The sequence below is a fragment of the Paracoccus shandongensis genome (assembly GCF_017315735.1).
GTDB lineage: Bacteria > Pseudomonadota > Alphaproteobacteria > Rhodobacterales > Rhodobacteraceae > Paracoccus > Paracoccus shandongensis.
The window spans coordinates 1-15954 of the sequence record NZ_JAFLRK010000033.1; the positions used below are offsets into that span (position 1 = coordinate 1).

The 15954-nt window shown below is 67.7% G+C and carries 16 protein-coding genes; 6 read left to right on the forward strand and 10 right to left on the reverse strand.

What is annotated here, in order from left to right; genetic code table 11:
• The coding region (gene infB / locus JX613_RS16135) for a translation initiation factor IF-2 (protein WP_207102495.1) at positions 1 to 2046 on the forward strand (2046 nt) is incomplete at its 5' end.
• 77 nt (positions 2047 to 2123) lie between these two features.
• Here infB and JX613_RS20190 read toward each other — a convergent pair.
• The 4 genes from JX613_RS20190 to JX613_RS16150 all read right to left on the reverse strand — a co-directional run bounded on the left by JX613_RS20190 (position 2124) and on the right by JX613_RS16150 (position 4857).
• Positions 2124 to 2252 (reverse strand): hypothetical protein, encoded by a 129-nt coding sequence (locus tag JX613_RS20190; protein ID WP_268942789.1) that lies wholly within the window; start codon positions 2250 to 2252, stop codon positions 2124 to 2126.
• 120 nt (positions 2253 to 2372) lie between these two features.
• On the reverse strand, positions 2373 to 2771 hold the full coding sequence (mutT, locus tag JX613_RS16140) for an 8-oxo-dGTP diphosphatase MutT (protein WP_207102496.1): 399 nt from the start codon (positions 2769 to 2771) through the stop codon (positions 2373 to 2375).
• Positions 2768 to 4057, reverse strand: coding sequence for a bifunctional glutamate N-acetyltransferase/amino-acid acetyltransferase ArgJ (gene argJ, locus JX613_RS16145; protein WP_419538841.1), 1290 nt, complete (start codon positions 4055 to 4057; stop codon positions 2768 to 2770). The genes mutT and argJ overlap by 4 nt, the downstream gene beginning before the upstream one ends.
• A complete protein-coding gene (locus JX613_RS16150; RefSeq protein ID WP_207102497.1) occupies positions 4021 to 4857 on the reverse strand; it encodes a peptidylprolyl isomerase in 837 nt (278 codons plus the stop codon). Before JX613_RS16150 ends, argJ begins: the two co-directional genes overlap by 37 nt.
• 198 nt (positions 4858 to 5055) lie before the next feature.
• Here JX613_RS16150 and secA point away from each other — a divergent pair, with 198 nt between their 5' ends.
• Together secA and JX613_RS16160 are read left to right on the forward strand one after the other, a co-directional pair.
• Positions 5056 to 7773 (forward strand): preprotein translocase subunit SecA, encoded by a 2718-nt coding sequence (gene secA, locus JX613_RS16155; RefSeq protein ID WP_207102526.1) that lies wholly within the window; start codon positions 5056 to 5058, stop codon positions 7771 to 7773.
• A gap of 59 nt (positions 7774 to 7832) precedes the next feature.
• Entirely contained in the window at positions 7833 to 8582 is a 750-nt protein-coding gene (locus JX613_RS16160) for a hypothetical protein (protein ID WP_207102498.1), read from the forward strand.
• A 55-nt stretch (positions 8583 to 8637) separates the two neighbouring features.
• On the opposite strand, the gene fmt is transcribed toward JX613_RS16160, so the two are convergent.
• Genes fmt through def (JX613_RS16175) form a run of 3 tightly spaced genes read right to left on the reverse strand, consistent with a single transcriptional unit; the run spans position 8638 to position 10613 of the window.
• Positions 8638 to 9531 (reverse strand): methionyl-tRNA formyltransferase, encoded by an 894-nt coding sequence (gene fmt, locus JX613_RS16165; RefSeq protein WP_207102499.1) that lies wholly within the window; start codon positions 9529 to 9531, stop codon positions 8638 to 8640.
• A 60-nt stretch (positions 9532 to 9591) separates the two neighbouring features.
• A complete protein-coding gene (gene def, locus JX613_RS16170) occupies positions 9592 to 10092 on the reverse strand; it encodes a peptide deformylase (RefSeq protein WP_207102500.1) in 501 nt (166 codons plus the stop codon).
• Positions 10089 to 10613 (reverse strand): peptide deformylase, encoded by a 525-nt coding sequence (gene def / locus JX613_RS16175; RefSeq protein WP_207102501.1) that lies wholly within the window; start codon positions 10611 to 10613, stop codon positions 10089 to 10091. Before def (JX613_RS16175) ends, def (JX613_RS16170) begins: the two co-directional genes overlap by 4 nt.
• A gap of 77 nt (positions 10614 to 10690) precedes the next feature.
• Here def (JX613_RS16175) and JX613_RS16180 point away from each other — a divergent pair, with 77 nt between their 5' ends.
• The 3 genes from JX613_RS16180 to JX613_RS16190 all read left to right on the forward strand — a co-directional run bounded on the left by JX613_RS16180 (position 10691) and on the right by JX613_RS16190 (position 13503).
• Complete coding sequence (locus JX613_RS16180; protein ID WP_207102502.1) at positions 10691 to 11872, forward strand: MalY/PatB family protein; 1182 nt, start codon at positions 10691 to 10693, stop codon at positions 11870 to 11872.
• Positions 11869 to 12408, forward strand: a complete 540-nt coding sequence (locus tag JX613_RS16185; protein WP_207102503.1) for a L,D-transpeptidase family protein — start codon at positions 11869 to 11871, stop codon at positions 12406 to 12408. Before JX613_RS16180 ends, JX613_RS16185 begins: the two co-directional genes overlap by 4 nt.
• A 132-nt stretch (positions 12409 to 12540) precedes the next feature.
• A complete protein-coding gene (locus JX613_RS16190; RefSeq protein WP_207102504.1) occupies positions 12541 to 13503 on the forward strand; it encodes an acetyl-CoA carboxylase carboxyltransferase subunit alpha in 963 nt (320 codons plus the stop codon).
• A 3-nt stretch (positions 13504 to 13506) separates the two neighbouring features.
• Here JX613_RS16190 and JX613_RS16195 read toward each other — a convergent pair whose 3' ends face one another.
• The 3 genes from JX613_RS16195 to JX613_RS16205 are packed head-to-tail and all read right to left on the reverse strand — an operon-like array spanning position 13507 to position 15901.
• Positions 13507 to 14310, reverse strand: coding sequence for a lysophospholipid acyltransferase family protein (locus tag JX613_RS16195; protein WP_207102505.1), 804 nt, complete (start codon positions 14308 to 14310; stop codon positions 13507 to 13509).
• Positions 14307 to 15230: a cell division protein FtsX gene (locus tag JX613_RS16200; protein WP_237168630.1), complete on the reverse strand. Its 924-nt coding sequence runs from the start codon at positions 15228 to 15230 to the stop codon at positions 14307 to 14309. Before JX613_RS16200 ends, JX613_RS16195 begins: the two co-directional genes overlap by 4 nt.
• The gene (locus tag JX613_RS16205; RefSeq protein WP_207102507.1) at positions 15230 to 15901 is read right to left on the reverse strand and encodes a cell division ATP-binding protein FtsE; all 672 of its coding nucleotides are present in this window, start codon (positions 15899 to 15901) and stop codon (positions 15230 to 15232) included. Before JX613_RS16205 ends, JX613_RS16200 begins: the two co-directional genes overlap by 1 nt.
• Positions 15902 to 15954 lie beyond the last annotated feature (53 nt).

A 15954-nucleotide genomic window follows, 5' to 3' on the forward strand; every position in this document is an offset into this window, starting at 1 on the left:
CGGCCCGCTTCCCCCGACCGCGCCGCGATCGAGGCTGCGGCCGCGCGTGCCGAAAAGCCCGGCGTGGCGGCGGGCCCCCGCCGCACCGACCGCGTGCGCCGCGACGTGGCCGGCGACAGCGATGCCAAGGCCAAGGCCAAGGCCGAGGACAGCCGCCGCACCGGCCGCCTGTCCCTGAACCAGGCGCTTGACGGCGAAGGCGGCCGCCAGCGGTCCATGGCCGCGATGAAGCGCAAGCAGGACCGCGCCCGGCAGAAGGCCATGGGCAACGTCCGGCCCGAAAAGCAGGTCCGCGACGTGCAGCTGCCCGAAACCATCGTGGTGTCGGAACTGGCCAACCGCATGGCGGAACGCGCCGCCGATGTGGTCAAGTCGCTGATGAAGATGGGCATGATGGTGTCCATGAACCAGGCCATCGACGCCGACACCGCCGAACTGGTGATCGAGGAATTCGGCCACAAGGCGGTCCGCGTCTCGGACGCCGACGTGGAACAGGTCATCGACACCGTCCAGGACAAGGCCGAGGATCTGCTGCCCCGCCCGCCGATCGTCACGATCATGGGCCATGTGGACCACGGCAAGACCTCGCTTCTGGATGCGATCCGCAAGGCGAACGTCGTGTCCGGCGAAGCGGGCGGGATCACCCAGCATATCGGCGCCTATCAGGTCAAGACCGACTCGGGCGCGGTGCTGACCTTCCTGGACACGCCGGGCCACGCGGCCTTCACCTCGATGCGGGCGCGCGGCGCGCAAGTGACCGACATTGTCGTGCTGGTGGTTGCCGCCGACGATGCGGTGATGCCGCAGACCATCGAGGCGATCAACCACGCCAAGGCGGCCAAGGTGCCGATGATCGTGGCGATCAACAAGATCGACAAGCCCTCGGCCGATCCCGACCGGGTGCGCACCTCGCTGCTGCACCAGGAGGTCGTGGTCGAGAAGATGTCCGGCGACGTGCAGGATGTCGAGGTGTCGGCCAAGACCGGCCAGGGCCTTGACGAGCTGCTGGAAGCCATCGCCCTGCAGGCCGAGATCCTGGAACTGCAGGCCAACCCCAACCGTCCTGCCCAGGGCGCCGTGATCGAGGCCAAGCTGGACGTGGGCCGTGGCCCGGTCGCGACCGTCCTGGTCCAGAACGGCACGCTGAAGCGCGGCGACATCTTTGTCGTGGGCGAACAGTGGGGCAAGGTGCGTGCGCTGATCAACGACAAGGGCGAGCGCGTGGACGAGGCCGGGCCCTCCGTCCCGGTCGAGGTTCTGGGCCTGGACGGCACCCCCGCCGCGGGCGACGTGCTGAACGTGGTCGAAACCGAGGCGCAGGCGCGCGAGATCGCCGATTACCGCATCCAGCAGACCAAGGACAAGCGCGCCGCCGCCGGTGCCGCGACCACGCTGGAACAGCTGATGGCCAAGGCCAAGGCCGATGAAAGCGTGTCCGAACTGCCGGTGGTGGTGAAGGCCGACGTGCAGGGTTCCGCCGAAGCCATCGTGCAGGCCCTGGAAAAGATCGGCAACGAGGAAGTGCGCGTCCGCGTCCTGCATTACGGCGTCGGCGCGATCACCGAATCCGACGTGGGTCTGGCCGAGGCGTCCAAGGCCCCGGTCATCGGCTTCAACGTCCGCGCCAATGCCCCGGCCCGCAACTCGGCCAACCAGAAGGGTGTCGAGATCCGCTATTACTCGATCATCTACGACCTGGTGGACGACATCAAGGCGGCGGCCTCGGGCCTCTTGTCCAACGAAGTGCGCGAGAACTTCATCGGCTATGCCGAAATCCGCGAAGTCTTCCGCGTCACGGGCGTGGGCAATGTCGCGGGCTGTCTGGTGACCGAAGGCGTGGCGCGTCGTTCGGCGGGCGTGCGCCTGCTGCGCGACAACGTGGTGATCCACGAAGGCACGCTGAAGACCCTGAAACGCTTCAAGGACGAGGTGAAGGAAGTCATCTCGGGCCAGGAATGCGGCATGGCCTTCGAGAACTACGACGACATCCGCAAGGGCGACATCATCGAGATCTTCGAGCGCGAGGAGGTCGAGCGCAGCCTGTAAGGCGGCGGCTCGATCGGCCCGGAATGGAAAGGGGCGGCCCGATGGCCGCCCCTTTTGTTTGTCGTGGTGCCTTTGGTTCAGCGCGTGACCGGCTTTCCTTCAAAGGTGCGTTTGCCGATGCGAACGACCATGTTCCCGTTGGGGGCCAGACATTCGAAAAGCCCCTGGACAAGAATATGGCTGCCGATGGAGATCGTGCGAATCATGTCAAGCCCTCTTGTTCCCTCTGGCTTCAGAGTGGCATGAAAGCGTTCACAAGGAATTAACGAAGCGGCGATCTACGACATTTTGCGGGCAGTTTGGAAAAACGGCCCGGATTTGCGACTTCAAAGCCACATCTGCAACATCGGGATCAGCGGCACGTCGGCTGGCGGCATGGGGTAGTTGCGCAAATCGGCGGCACGGACCCAGGCCAGTTGCTGCCCTTCCCGCGGATGGGCGATTCCCTGCCAGCGGCGGCAGGCGAAGACCGGCATCAGCAGGTGGAAATCGGGATAGCCGTGGCTGGCAAAGGTCAGGGGCGCCAGGCACGAGGTCCAGGTGTCGATGCCCAGCTCCTCGTGCAGTTCGCGGATCAGGGCGGCCTCGGGCGTTTCTCCCGGCTCGACCTTGCCGCCGGGAAATTCCCACAGGCCCGCCATCGACTTGCCTTTCGGGCGCTGCGCCAGAAGCACGCGCCCGTCGGCGTCGATCAGCGCCACGGCGGCGACAAGGACCGTCTTCACGACCGATAATCGGCGTTGATGTCGATATAGCCGTGGGTCAGGTCGCAGGTCCACACCGTCCGCGCGCCCTGCCCCAAGCCCAGATCGACGGCGATCACCAGATCCTGCCGCTTCATGTAGGCGCTGGCCCTGGCCTCGTCATAGGAGGGCGAGCGCCAGCCGTTTTCGGCCAGGACCATGTCGCCGAAGCGGATGGTCAGGCGGTCGCGGTCGGCCTGCGCCCCCGACTTGCCGACGGCGGCAACGATGCGGCCCCAGTTCGCGTCCTCGCCCGCGATGGCAGTCTTGACCAGCGGCGAGTTGGCGATGGCCATGGCGACCTTGTGGGCATCGGCGTCCGAGGCCGCGCCCGTCACCTGCACCTCGACGAATTTCGTCGCGCCCTCGCCGTCGCGGACCACAAGCTGCGCCAGGTCGCGCATGACGCCGTGCAGGGCGGTCACGAAGGCCGCGCCCACGCCGCTCTCAAGCGACGTGATCGGCGCGGCAGGGCTGCGCCCCGTCGCCGCCAGGATCAGCGCGTCCGAGGTCGAGGTGTCGCTGTCCACCGTGATCGCGTTGAAGGTCGTGTCCAGCCCCGACGACAGCGCCTGCTGCAACAAGGGCGCGGCGATGGCGGCATCGGTGAAGACATAGACCAGCATCGTCGCCATGTCGGGCGCGATCATGCCCGATCCCTTGGCGATGCCCGCGATGCGGATCGGACCGCCCTCGCCTTCGATCACCGCCGAGGCCCCCTTGGGGAAGGTATCCGTCGTCATGATCGCGCGGGCCGCGTCGGCAATGCCGCCCGCGTCCAGCGATGCCGCCAGAGCCCCCACGATTGCGACGATCCGGTCATGGGGCAACGGTTCCCCGATCACCCCGGTCGAGGACGAGAACACCCGACCCGCCGGAACGCCCGTGGCCCGCGCCACCGCGCCCGTCACGGCATCCACCGATTCCTGGCCCTGCGCGCCGGTGAAGGCATTGGCGTTGCCGGAATTGACGATGATCGCCGCGCCCTCGGGCGCATCGCCGCCCCCGGCCAGCTTGGCCTGGTTGTCCAGGATGCAGGCCGCGCGGGTGGACGACCGGGTAAAGGCCCCGGCCAGGGTCGATCCCGGCGCGATGCGGATCAGGGTCACGTCGGTGCGGTCCTGATACTTCACGCCTGCGGCACCGCTGGCGAATTCGACGCCCGCGATCACCGGCAGGTCGGGAAAGCGCGCGGGCGCCAGGGGCGAGACGGAAAGCCCGGCCTTGCCCATCATTCGGCCTCCAGCAGATCGGTCTTGCCAAGCCATGCGGGGTCGATGCCTTCGGTCTTCTCGACCGTCGCCTCGCCGGTCAGGCGCTGGATTTCCGCCTGCACCTTGTCGCGCAGCACCATCTGGCTGATCTGGTCGCGCACGTCCTCAAGCTTGGGGGCCTCGCGCATCCGCGTGTCGTTCAGCTTGATGACGTGCCAGCCGAATTCGGTCTGCACCGGATCCGAGATCTGGCCCTTTTCCATCCCGGCCACCGCGTCGGCAAAGGGCTTGACCATCTGGTCGGCGGAAAACCACCCCAGGTCGCCCTTGTTCGGACCGCTGGGCCCGGTCGAGTTCTGCTCGGCCAGCGTGCCGAAATCGGCGCCGCCGTCCAGCTGGGCCTTGATGCCCTTCGCCTTTTCCTCGGTATCGACCAGGATATGGGCGGCGGAATATTCGGTCGTGGGCTCGGCTGACGCGAACAGCCCGTCATAGGCGGCCTGGATTTCCTGATCCGTGGGCTGGGCCTTGGTCACCTCGGCGATGGCGGCGGCGGCCAGCGTGTTGCGGCGCTGGATTTCCAGCTGCGCGCGCACGCCGGCGCTTTCCTTGCCCGCACCGGCCACGGCGGTCTGCTGGATCAGCTGGTCCAGCATCATTTCATACAGCGCGGCGTCGCCCATGGCGGCCATCTGGGGATCCTGGGACGCGGCTTCCTTCATCACGATCATCTCGCCCAGGGTGATGGGCGTGCCGTTGACGGTGGCCACGACCGTGTCGGCGCCCTTGTCCTGCGCCAGGACGGCCAGCGGCGCGGCGGCCAGAAGGGCGGCCAGGATCGAGGTCTTCAGCATGGGGATTCCTTCGCTCAGAGCGGCCCATGCACGGGCCAGCGTTGACAGTGGGGCAGGCGAGGCATAGATCCCGGTCCAACTCCGTGGAAGGCGCCGCCGCCGCTTTCGTTCAGGCCCCTGATACGGCAATGCGGCAGGTCGCGGCAAGTGGGCCCGGCCGGATACGCCTTTCCCAACAACGTGATTGCGAAGGTCTATATGCTCGGCATCGGTAATCTGGCGAAGAAGGTCTTTGGAAGCCCCAATGACCGCAAGGTCAAGGGAACGCGCGGGCTGGTGGCCCGCATCAACGCGCTGGAGGATCAGTTCCGCCCGCTGTCTGATCAGCAACTGGTCGAGAAGACCCGCGAGTTCCAGACCCGCGTGGCGGGGGGCGAGAGCTTGGACGACATCCTGCCCGAAGCCTTCGCCAACTGCCGCGAGGGCGCGCGCCGCGCCCTGGGCCTGCGGGCCTTCGACGTGCAGCTGATGGGCGGCATCTTCCTGCACCAGGGCAACATCGCCGAGATGAAGACGGGCGAGGGCAAGACCCTGGTCGCGACCTTCCCGGCCTATCTGAACGCGCTGACCGGCAAGGGCGTCCATATCGTCACCGTCAACGACTATCTGGCGAAACGCGACGCCGACTGGATGGGCAAGGTGTTCCGCCAGCTGGGCCTGACCACGGGCGTGGTCTATCCCTTCCAGCCCGAGCCCGAGAAGCGTCAGGCCTATGCCGCCGACGTGACCTATGCCACCAACAACGAGCTGGGCTTCGACTACCTTCGCGACAACATGAAGGGCAGCGTCGAGGAAATGGTCCAGCGCGGCCACAACTTCGCCATCGTGGACGAGGTGGACAGTATCCTGATCGACGAGGCGCGCACGCCGCTGATCATTTCGGGCCCGTCGCAGGACCGCAGCGAGCTGTATGTCACGCTGAACCAGTACATCCCGCTTCTGACCGAAGAGCATTACAAGCTGGACGAGAAGGCCCGCAACGCCACCTTCACCGAGGAAGGCAACGAGTTCCTGGAAACCCGCCTGCAGGCCGACGGCATTCTGCCCCCGGACCAGACGCTGTATGACCCGGAATCGACCACCATCGTCCATCACGCCAATCAGGCCCTGCGCGCCTGGAAACTGTTCAACAAGGACCAGCACTACATGGTCCGCGACGGCGAGGTGATGCTGATCGACGAATTCACCGGCCGGATGATGAAGGGCCGCCGCCTGTCCGACGGTCTGCACCAGGCGATCGAGGCCAAGGAAGGCGTGACCATCCAGCCGGAAAACGTCACGCTGGCCAGCGTCACCTTCCAGAACTACTTCCGGCTTTACAACAAGCTGGCGGGCATGACCGGCACGGCGGCAACCGAGGCCGAGGAATTCGCCGAAATCTACAAGCTGGGCGTGGTCGAGGTGCCCACCAACCGGGGCGTCGCGCGCGTGGACGAACACGACCGCGTGTATCGCACCGCGGCCGAGAAATACGCCGCCGTGATCGAGGCGATCAAGGACGCCCATGCCAAGGGCCAGCCCACCCTGGTCGGCACCACCAGCATCGAGAAATCGGAAATGCTGTCGGCCATGCTGCAAAAGGAAGGCATCCCCCACAACGTCCTGAACGCCCGCCAGCACGAGGCCGAGGCGCAGATCGTGGCCGACGCGGGCAAGCCCGGCGCCGTCACCATCGCCACCAACATGGCCGGGCGCGGCACCGACATCCAGTTGGGCGGCAACGTGGAAATGAAGGTGCTGGAGGCGCTGAAGGCCGACCCCGAAGCGAACCCCGACGACATCCGCGCCCGGATCGAGGCCGAACACGCCGCCGACAAGGAAAAGGTTCTGGCCTCGGGCGGGTTGTTCGTGCTGGGCACCGAACGCCATGAATCCCGCCGCATCGACAACCAGCTGCGCGGCCGTTCGGGGCGTCAGGGCGACCCCGGCCGGTCGCTGTTCTTCCTGTCGCTGGACGACGACCTGATGCGGATCTTCGGCTCCGAACGGCTGGACAAGGTCCTGTCCACCCTGGGCATGAAGGAAGGCGAGGCCATCGTCCACCCCTGGGTCAACAAGTCGCTGGAACGCGCCCAGGCCAAGGTCGAGGGCCGCAACTTCGACATCCGCAAGCAATTGCTGAAATTCGACGACGTGATGAACGACCAGCGCAAGGCGATCTTCAGCCAGCGCCGCGAGATCATGGACAGCACCGAGGTGGGAGAGATCACCGCCGACATGCGCCACCAGGTGATCGACGACCTGATCGACGAACACATGCCGCCGAAATCCTATCCCGAACAATGGGATCTGGAGGGGCTGAAGACCGCCATCCGCGAACGGCTGAACATGAACCTGCCCGTCGCCGACTGGGCGGCCGAGGAAGGCGTGGACCAGGACATCATCCGCGAACGGATCGAACAGGCGACCGACACCTATCAGGCGGACAAGGCCGCCGCCTTCGGTGCGGAAAACATGCGCCAGATCGAAAAGCAGGTGCTGTTGCAGATGATCGACGGGAAATGGCGCGACCACCTGCTGACGCTGGAACACCTGCGGTCGGTCGTGGGCTTCCGCGGCTATGCGCAGCGCGATCCCCTGTCCGAATACAAGACCGAGGCCTTCCAGCTGTTCGAGACGATGCTGGACAGTCTGCGCTTCGACGTGACGCAGCGCCTGGCGCAAATCCGCCCCCTGACCGAGGCCGAGCGCGAGGACATGCTGCGCCAGATGGCCCAGCAACAGAAGGCCGCGCAGGAACACCTGACCATGGAACACGGCGCGGAACGCCAGTCCGACGATGACGCGGTGACGCCCGAACCGCTGGTCCAGGGCTTTGACGAACAGGATCCCGCCACCTGGGGCAACCCCTCGCGCAACGACCCCTGCCCCTGCGGGTCCGGCAAGAAGTTCAAGCATTGCCACGGCGCGATATGACCGTGCGTCCCGTCGCGGCCGGCGGCTTGGCGTCCCCCCTTGCCCTGGGGGATTAGCCGGTGCTGGATTTCGGTGGGCTCGTCTATCTCGATGTCCAGAAGACCGGCTCGACCTTCGTCACCGCTTTCCTGAGGGCGGCGTGCCGCCTGCCCGAGCGGCGGTTCAGCCAGCATCGCCCGGTCCGTTACGATTATGATCCATCGGCGGTTCATGTCATCTCGGTCCGGGATCCGCTGGCGCAATACCTGTCGCTTTACCGATACGGGCTGGATGGCCGGGGCGGGCTGCACCACCGCCTCGTCCAGCTCGGCTGCGGCGAGATTTACCGGCCGACCCAGGACGGGTTCGAGGAATTCGTGCAGATCCTGCTGGATCCCGAATACTCGGGCGCGCTGCATGACGACTTCGTGGCCCCGGCCAAGACCCTGGGCATCGGCTTCATGACCTTTCGCCACCTGCTGCTGGCCTTGCGCTGGCCCCTGGCGACGCTTGCCGACACGCCGCCTGATGCGCTGTTGGGCCGCTACCGCAAACGCCGCATCTGGACCGACGTGCTTTGGCAGGAAACCCTTTCCGACGACCTGCGCAAGCTCGTCGCGCGCTACCCCGATCTTTTCGATCCCGAAAAGGCCGAGGACTTCCTGGTCCGAAACGACAAGATCAACATCGCGGAAACCGCAGGGGGCTTGCAAGCCACGCTTGGGCCCGACACGATGATGAAGCTGTGCCGGCGTGAGCACCTGCTTTACCGCAAGTTCTATCCGCACAAATATCAGCGCCTTGTGGCGCAGTTCAGCCCGCAGCCTTGATCGGCTGACCCCAGCCGGTCAGGCCCGCAAGGTGGGGTTCCCTCCCGCCAGCCCCCTAATCAAACCGCGCCGGAAGCCCCCACCCGCGCAGCAGTTCCCCCGCAGCCATCGGCTTCTTTCCCGACCGCTGCGCCTCCAGCACCTCGACCGCGCCGTCCCCGCAGGCGACCGCAAACCCCGACAACACCTGCCCCGGCGCCCCCTGCCCCGCGACAACGCGGCTGCGCAGCAGCTTTACCCGCTCGCCCGCGATCTCGCACCAGGCGCCGGGAAAGGGCGACAGCCCCCGGATCAGCCGGTCCACCTCGACAGCCGGGCGCGACCAGTCCACCCGCGCCTCGGCCTTGTCGATCTTGGCGGCATAGGTCACGCCGTCTGCCGCCTGCGGCACGGTGGGCAAGGGCAGCCGGTCCAGCACGTCGACGACCAGCGCCGCCCCCATCACGGCCAGCCGGTCGTGCAGGTCGGCGGTGGTTTCCTCGGCCCCGATCCCCGTCCGGGCACAGGCCAGCACCGGCCCGGTATCCAGCCCCGCCTCCATCTGCATGATGGCGACGCCGGTTTCCGCATCCCCTGCCATCACCGCCCGATGGATCGGCGCCGCCCCCCGCCAGCGCGGCAGCAAGGACGCATGGATGTTCAGGCACCCCAACCGGGGCGCATCCAGCACCGGCTGCGGCAGGATCAGGCCGTAAGCCACGACCACCGCCACATCGGCCTGCAAAGCCGCAAACGCTGCCTGCTCATCCTCGTCCCGCAGCCGCAGCGGCGTGCGCACGGCGATCCCCCACTCCTCCGCCGCGCTCTGCACCGCCGAGGGACGCGGCTTCTGCCCCCGCCCCGCCGCCCGAGGCGGCTGCGAATAGACCGCCACCACCTCATGCCGCGCCGCGATGGCGCGCAAGGCGGGCACCGAAAACTCGGGCGTTCCCATGAAGATCACGCGCATCCTGCCTCCTGCATTGGACCATAAATATCCCGGGGGTCCGGGGGCTGGCCCCCGGCTTTCCTAACGCCGCGCCAGCTTCGCCGATTTCGCGACCAGCATCTTGCGCCGCAGGGGCGACAGGTGATCGACATAGACCCGCCCGTCCAGATGGTCGATCTGGTGCTGCACGCTGGTCGCCCAAAGCCCGACGAAATCGCGTACCTCGACCTCGCCCGCGTCGTTCAGGAACCGCACCGTCACCGCGCGGGGGCGGCTGATGGGGGCAGAGACGCCGGGCAGGTTGGGGCTCGCTTCCTCATGGCTGCGGAACTGGACGCTGGCGTGCAGCACCTCGGGATTGGCCATGCGCACCGCCTGCCCGCGCTTGTCGGACGCATCGACAACCGCCAGCCGCAGCATGATCCCGATCTGCGGCGCGGCCAGGCCCACGCCCGGCATCGCCTCCATCGTGTCGATCATGTCGTCCCAGATCATCCGCACCGTCTCGGTCACGGCCTCGACCGATTCGGCCGGGATATGCAGGCGGCGGTCGGAATAGGGCAGAAAAGGACGGACAGTCACGCGCGCCCCTTTTCCCGCTTCAGCTTGACCATGCGGCGGGTGATCATCTGGCGCTTGATCGCCGACAGGTGGTCGATGAACAGGACGCCGTTCAGGTGATCCAGCTCGTGCTGCGCGCAGGTCGCCCACAGCCCGTCGAACTCCTCCTCATGCGTCTTGCCGTCCAGGCCCAGCCAGCGCAGCCGCACCTGTTTCGGCCGCGTCACGTCGGCATATTGGTCCGGGATCGACAGGCAGCCTTCCTCATAGGTGTTCTGCTCCTCGGACGACCAGGTCACCTCGGGGTTCACCAGCACCAGGGGGCGGCGTTCTGCCTCGGGGTCGCGGGTCGCGTCCATCACGAAGATGCGCAACAGGACGCCCACCTGCGGCGCGGCCAGGCCCACGCCCGGCGCGTCATACATGGTGGCCAGCATGTCGGCGGCCAGGGCCTCGATCTCGGGCGTGATGCGGGCGACAGGCGCGCAGACCTTCTTCAGGCGCGGGTCGGGATGGATCAGGATGGGGCGCAGGCTGCTCATATCCGCGATGTAGGGCAAGGCTTCACCATAAGCAACAAGCGGCGTATGCAAGGGGAAAACAGCGCGCAGGCAGGACCATGGAACCCGATTTCGACCAGATCATCGACCGCGTGGGCACCCGATGCTCCAAATGGGACGACATGCAGACGGCCTATGGCGTGTCGCCGGACGACGGCGGGCTGGCGATGTGGGTCGCGGACATGGACTTCCGCCCCCCCGCCGCCGTCCAGCGCGCGGTGGAATCCGTGGCCGCCCATGGCATCTATGGCTATCCCGGCGCGAACCCGCCCTATCTGGATGCGATCCGCTGGTGGATGGACAACCGCCACGGCTGGCAGATCGACACCGGCTGGATCCTGACCTGCGCGGGGCTGGTCAACGGCGTGGCGATGGCGCTGGACGCCTATACCCAACCCGGCGACGGCGTGATCGTGATGTCGCCCGTCTATCACGCCTTCGCCCGCGTCATCCGCGCATCGGGCCGCGAGGTGGTGGAACTGCCGCTGGCGCAGGACGATGGCCTCTACCGGATGGACTGGCCCGCCTGGGAAAGCCGCCTCACGGGCCGGGAAAAGCTGCTGATCCTTTGCTCCCCCCATAACCCCGGGGGCCGCGTCTGGACGCCCGAGGAACTGCGCGAGGTCGCCGATTTCTGCATCCGCCACGACCTGATCCTGGTCTCGGACGAGATCCACTGCGACCTCGTCATGCCCGGCCACAGGCACAGCGTCACCGCCACCGCCTGCCCCGACATCGCGGACCGGCTGGTGACGCTGACGGCGGCCACCAAGACCTTCAACATCGCGGGCGCCCATATCGGCAACGCCATCATCGCGGACGAGGGCCTGCGCAACCGCTTCAAGGCCGCGCTGATGGCGCGCGGCATCTCTCCGGGCCTGTTCGGCATGGACATGGTGACGGCGGCCTATTCGCCCGAAGGCGCGGCCTGGGTGGATGCGCTGGTGGATTACCTCGACGGCAACCGGCGGCTGTTTGACAAGGGCATCCGCGCAATTCCCGGCCTGCGGTCCATGCCCCTGCAGGCGACCTACCTGTCCTGGGTCGATTTCGGGGGCACCGGCATGGCGCCCGCCGAATTCACCGCCCGGGTCGAGAAAAACGCCCGCATCGCCGCCAACCACGGCGCGACCTTCGGCACCGGCGGGGAAACCTTCCTGCGCTTCAACATCGCCACCCCCCGCGCCCGCGTGGCCGAGGCCGTGGAGCGCCTGCAACAGGCCTTTGCCGACCTGCAATGAGGGGACTTGCGCGGCTTTTCTCGGCCCTGACGCTGCTGGTCCTGCTGGCGGCAGCCTGGCTGATGCTGGCGCCGCAGCCGCAGCGGCCCGTGCCACCCCCCGCCACACCCCTGACCGGCCCGGTGGACCATATCGTGATCCAGAAATCCGCCCGCCGCATGACCGCCTTCCGCGACGGCCAGGTGCTGAAGACCTATCCCATCGCGCTCGGCTTCGCGCCCGACGGCGACAAGCGCCAACAGGGCGACGGCAAGACGCCCGAGGGGCGCTTCACCATCGACCGCGTGAACCCCAAAAGCGCCTATCACCTGTCCCTCGGCCTGGATTACCCCCGCCCGCAGGACCGCGCCCGCGCGGCGGCCCTGGGCGTCGATCCCGGCGGCGACATCTTCATCCACGGCCAGCCGAACGAACGGCCCGACGGCGAAACCCTGCCCGGCGACTGGACGGCGGGCTGCATCGCGATATCGGACAGCGACATCCGCGAACTCTTTGCCGCCGCCCGCATCGGCACGACCGTTGAAATTCTGCCCTGAGACGACCCTTTCACTTTGGTCCAAATATCCCGCAGGGGGTCCGGGGGACGCGAAGTCCCCCGGCGTTGCAATCCCGCGCCCCTGCGATCATATAGGGGCGCAAACCCGAACACACCCGAAGGCACACCCCGCATGGTCTATCTGGATTTCGAAAAGCCGCTTGCCGATATCGAGGGCAAGGCCGAGGAGCTTCGCGCGCTGGGCCGCAAATCCGAAAACACCGTGGATGTGGAAAAGGAAGCGGCGGCGCTGGACCGCAAATCCGCCGACCTGCTGCGCGACCTTTACAAATCGCTGGATCCCTGGCGCAAGACACAGGTCGCGCGCCATCCCGACCGCCCGCATTGCCGCGACTATGTCGAGGCGCTGTTCACCGAATACACCCCCCTGGCGGGCGACCGCGCCTTTGGCGACGACCATGCGGTGATGGGCGGTCTCGCGCGCTTCAACGACGCGCCCTGCGTGGTGATCGGGCACGAAAAGGGCAACGACACCAAGACGCGCATCCACCACAACTTCGGCATGGCCCGCCCCGAAGGATACCGCAAGGCGATCCGCCTGATGGATCTGGCGCACCGCTTCAAGCTGCCGGTGATCACGCTGGTCGATACCCCCGGCGCCTATCCCGGCAAGGGGGCCGAGGAGCGCGGCCAGTCCGAGGCCATCGCCCGCTGCACCCAGAAATGCCTGGAAATCGGCGTGCCCTTGGTCAGCGTCATCATCGGCGAGGGCGGGTCGGGCGGCGCGGTGGCCTTCGCCACGGCCAACCGCATCGCCATGCTGGAACATTCGATCTATTCGGTGATCTCGCCCGAAGGCTGCGCCTCGATCCTGTGGAAGGACGCCGAGCGGATGCGCGACGCGGCCGAGGCGCTGCGCCTGACCGCGCAGGATCTGAAGAAGCTGGGCGTGATCGACCGCATCATCGCCGAACCCGTGGGCGGCGCGCAGCGCGACCCCGCCGCCGCCATCAAGGCCGTGGGGGACGAGATTGCCGCCATGCTGTCCGACCTGACCGGCAGGAAACCCGCCGACCTGATCAAGGACCGCCGCCAGAAATTCCTGGACATGGGCGCGAAAAGCCTGGTCGCCTGAGGGTCAGGCCACCGCCGCCGTTTCGCCCTTGAACCCCGCCTCGGCCATCAGGCGGTCGGAATGGGTCTCGACCTCGGCCTCAAGCCGGGGGATGAAGCCTTCGGACGGAACCTCGGGGGGCAGGACCGGCAGGAACTCGACCACGGCGCGGCCGGGGCGGATGCCCCATCCCTTGCGCGGCCAGAACAGGCCGGTGTTGACCGCGACCGGCACGACCGGCAGGCCGGTGGCCGCGCGGATGGTGCTGACGCCGTGCTTGTAGGGGCGGCGTTCGCCCGGCTTCGTGCGCGTGCCCTCGGGATAGATGATCAGCTGTCCCAACCCCTCGCCCGCAAGGCGGCGGTTGATCTCGCCGGAAATGGCGCGCATGGCGTCGCGGCCCTTGGTGCGGTCGATGGGGATGCAGCCGGTCTTCCAGGCATACCAGCCCATGATCGGCACGCGCATCACCTCGCGCTTCATGATGAAGGCGCGGCGGGGGACGGCATGGGCGATGACCAGGATGTCCAGGAAACACTGGTGCTTGGCGGCGATGATGCAGTCCTCGGTCGGCGGGGTGCCGCGGATCTCGCAACTGACGCCCAGATGCAGCCGCGCGGCCCACAGCATGTAGCCGATCCAGCGCGTCGCCACCCGGTTCGCGCCCGCCCGGCCATGCCGCAGCAGTTCGGGCAGGCCCAGCAACCCGATCACCACGGTGGCCCCCGCGACATGCAGGTAGTAAAGCGCGTTCTGCACGTATTGCCAGGCCGTCAGCGGGCCGGGCACGGGCGAGGCCGCCCGCCCCGTCACGGCCCGCCCGCTCATCGCACGGCCCCCAGCATCTTCAGCGCCGCCCAGCGGGTCGCGAAGAACCCGACGGCGGCGGCCACGACCGGGATCAGCAGCGGCAGCAGCCAGCCCCATCCCTGAAAGCCGAGGCCCGTCAGGAACCCGCCCGCCGCGTCCATCCCCGGCAGCATGGCGATGCCTGCCATGCCGCAAAGCGTGCCGGCCATCGCGCCGATGGCCGCCCGCTTGGTGAAGCGGCGCACGAAGGCCGTGGCGATGGTGATGTCGCGCGCCCCGATCAGCCGCAGCACGCGGATCACCTGGCCGTTCGCCGCCAAGGCCGCCTTGGCCGCCAGCGTGATCATCGACGCGGATGCCGCCGCGATCAGCAGCAGCGACACGATGCCCAGCACCCGCAGCCGGTTGGCCGCCGTCACCAGCGGACGGCGCCATTGGGTATGATCGTCCAGCACCGCACCGGGCGCCTCGGCCTCCAGCCGCAGGCGCAGCCCTTGGGCGTCGAAATCGTCGCCCGCGACCGGCAGCTCGATCAGGGCGGGCACGGGCAGCGCATCCACGGGCATGTCAGGGCCGAACCAGGGTGCCAGCAGCCCGGCCACCTCGTCGGGGGGCAGCAGGCGCGGCTGGCCCGCCCCTGGCGTCGTGGACAGCACCTGCATCGTGGCCCGGGCCGCCGCGTCCTGTTCGCCCATGGGCGCGCTGACGCGGACCGTCACCGACCCCGCCAGCTCGCTGGACCAGCGTTCGGCCAGCCGCCCCGTCGCCAGCGCCAGGGCCAGCGCGAAGACCGCCAGGAACGCCATCGCGCCCGCCGAGAACAGCGTCAGTTGCGCCGTTACGCCCGTGGGCGGCACGATCCGGTCCCCCGGCCCGCTGTCGCGGATCAGGCCCTGCCACAGCGCCCTCAGGTTCAATGCGCGAAAATCGGTCCCCATCACAGATCTGCCCCCGCCAGTTGCAGCGTCCCGTTCGCGATCCGCAGCACCCGCGCCGAGACCTGCGCCTTGGTCGAACGGATCAGGTTCAGGTCATGGGTCGCGACCAGCACGGTCTTGCCCGACTTGTTCAGCTCGATCAGCAGTTGCATCAGGCGCATCGACATGTCCCAGTCCAGGTTGCCCGTGGGTTCATCGGCCAGGATCAGGTCGGGCGACAGGATCACCGCGCGCGCCAGCGCCGCCCGCTGCCGTTCGCCCCCCGACAAAGACGGCGGCAGGGCGCGGGCGTGCTGGGTCAGGCCGACCCATCCCAGCAGGTCGCGCAGCGCCTCCATGTCCACCTCCTGCCCGGCAACCGTCAGCGGCAGGGCCAGGTTCTCGGCCACGGGCAGGTGGTCCAGGAACTGCGTGTCCTGATGCACGACCCCGATCCTGCGCCGCAGGTCGGCGATGCCGTCGCGCGACAACTGCCGCACATCCTCGCCAAAGGCGGTCATCTGCCCCGTCGTGGGCAGCAGATCCGCATAGCACAGGCGCAGAAGCGTGGTCTTGCCCGACCCCGAGGGGCCGGTCAGGAAATGGAACATGCCCGACTGCAGCGTCAGCGTCATATTCGACAACAGCTCGGTCCCGCCATAGCCGAAGCCGACATCCCGCATCTCGATCAAGCGCCGTTCCTTTCCTGCTTTCCGCCCCCGCCCGGCTTGGAAGCCGGTTCCGC

Bases quoted from the DNA above. Each gene is read 5' to 3' on its own strand.
- argJ (WP_419538841.1), bottom strand. From the start codon at position 4,057: ATGGCTTGGCAAGACCGATCTGCTGGAGGCCGAATGATGGGCAAGGCC.
- JX613_RS16150 (WP_207102497.1), bottom strand. From the start codon at position 4,857: ATGCTGAAGACCTCGATCCTGGCCGCCCTTCTGGCCGCCGCGCCGCTG.
- JX613_RS16185 (WP_207102503.1), top strand. From the start codon at position 11,869: ATGAGGGGACTTGCGCGGCTTTTCTCGGCCCTGACGCTGCTGGTCCTG.
- def (WP_207102501.1), bottom strand. From the start codon at position 10,613: ATGAGCAGCCTGCGCCCCATCCTGATCCATCCCGACCCGCGCCTGAAG.
- secA (WP_207102526.1), top strand. From the start codon at position 5,056: ATGCTCGGCATCGGTAATCTGGCGAAGAAGGTCTTTGGAAGCCCCAAT.
- JX613_RS16200 (WP_237168630.1), bottom strand. From the start codon at position 15,230: ATGGGGACCGATTTTCGCGCATTGAACCTGAGGGCGCTGTGGCAGGGC.
- JX613_RS16190 (WP_207102504.1), top strand. From the start codon at position 12,541: ATGGTCTATCTGGATTTCGAAAAGCCGCTTGCCGATATCGAGGGCAAG.
- JX613_RS16180 (WP_207102502.1), top strand. From the start codon at position 10,691: ATGGAACCCGATTTCGACCAGATCATCGACCGCGTGGGCACCCGATGC.
- fmt (WP_207102499.1), bottom strand. From the start codon at position 9,531: ATGCGCGTGATCTTCATGGGAACGCCCGAGTTTTCGGTGCCCGCCTTG.
- JX613_RS20190 (WP_268942789.1), bottom strand. From the start codon at position 2,252: ATGATTCGCACGATCTCCATCGGCAGCCATATTCTTGTCCAGGGGCTT.
- JX613_RS16195 (WP_207102505.1), bottom strand. From the start codon at position 14,310: ATGAGCGGGCGGGCCGTGACGGGGCGGGCGGCCTCGCCCGTGCCCGGC.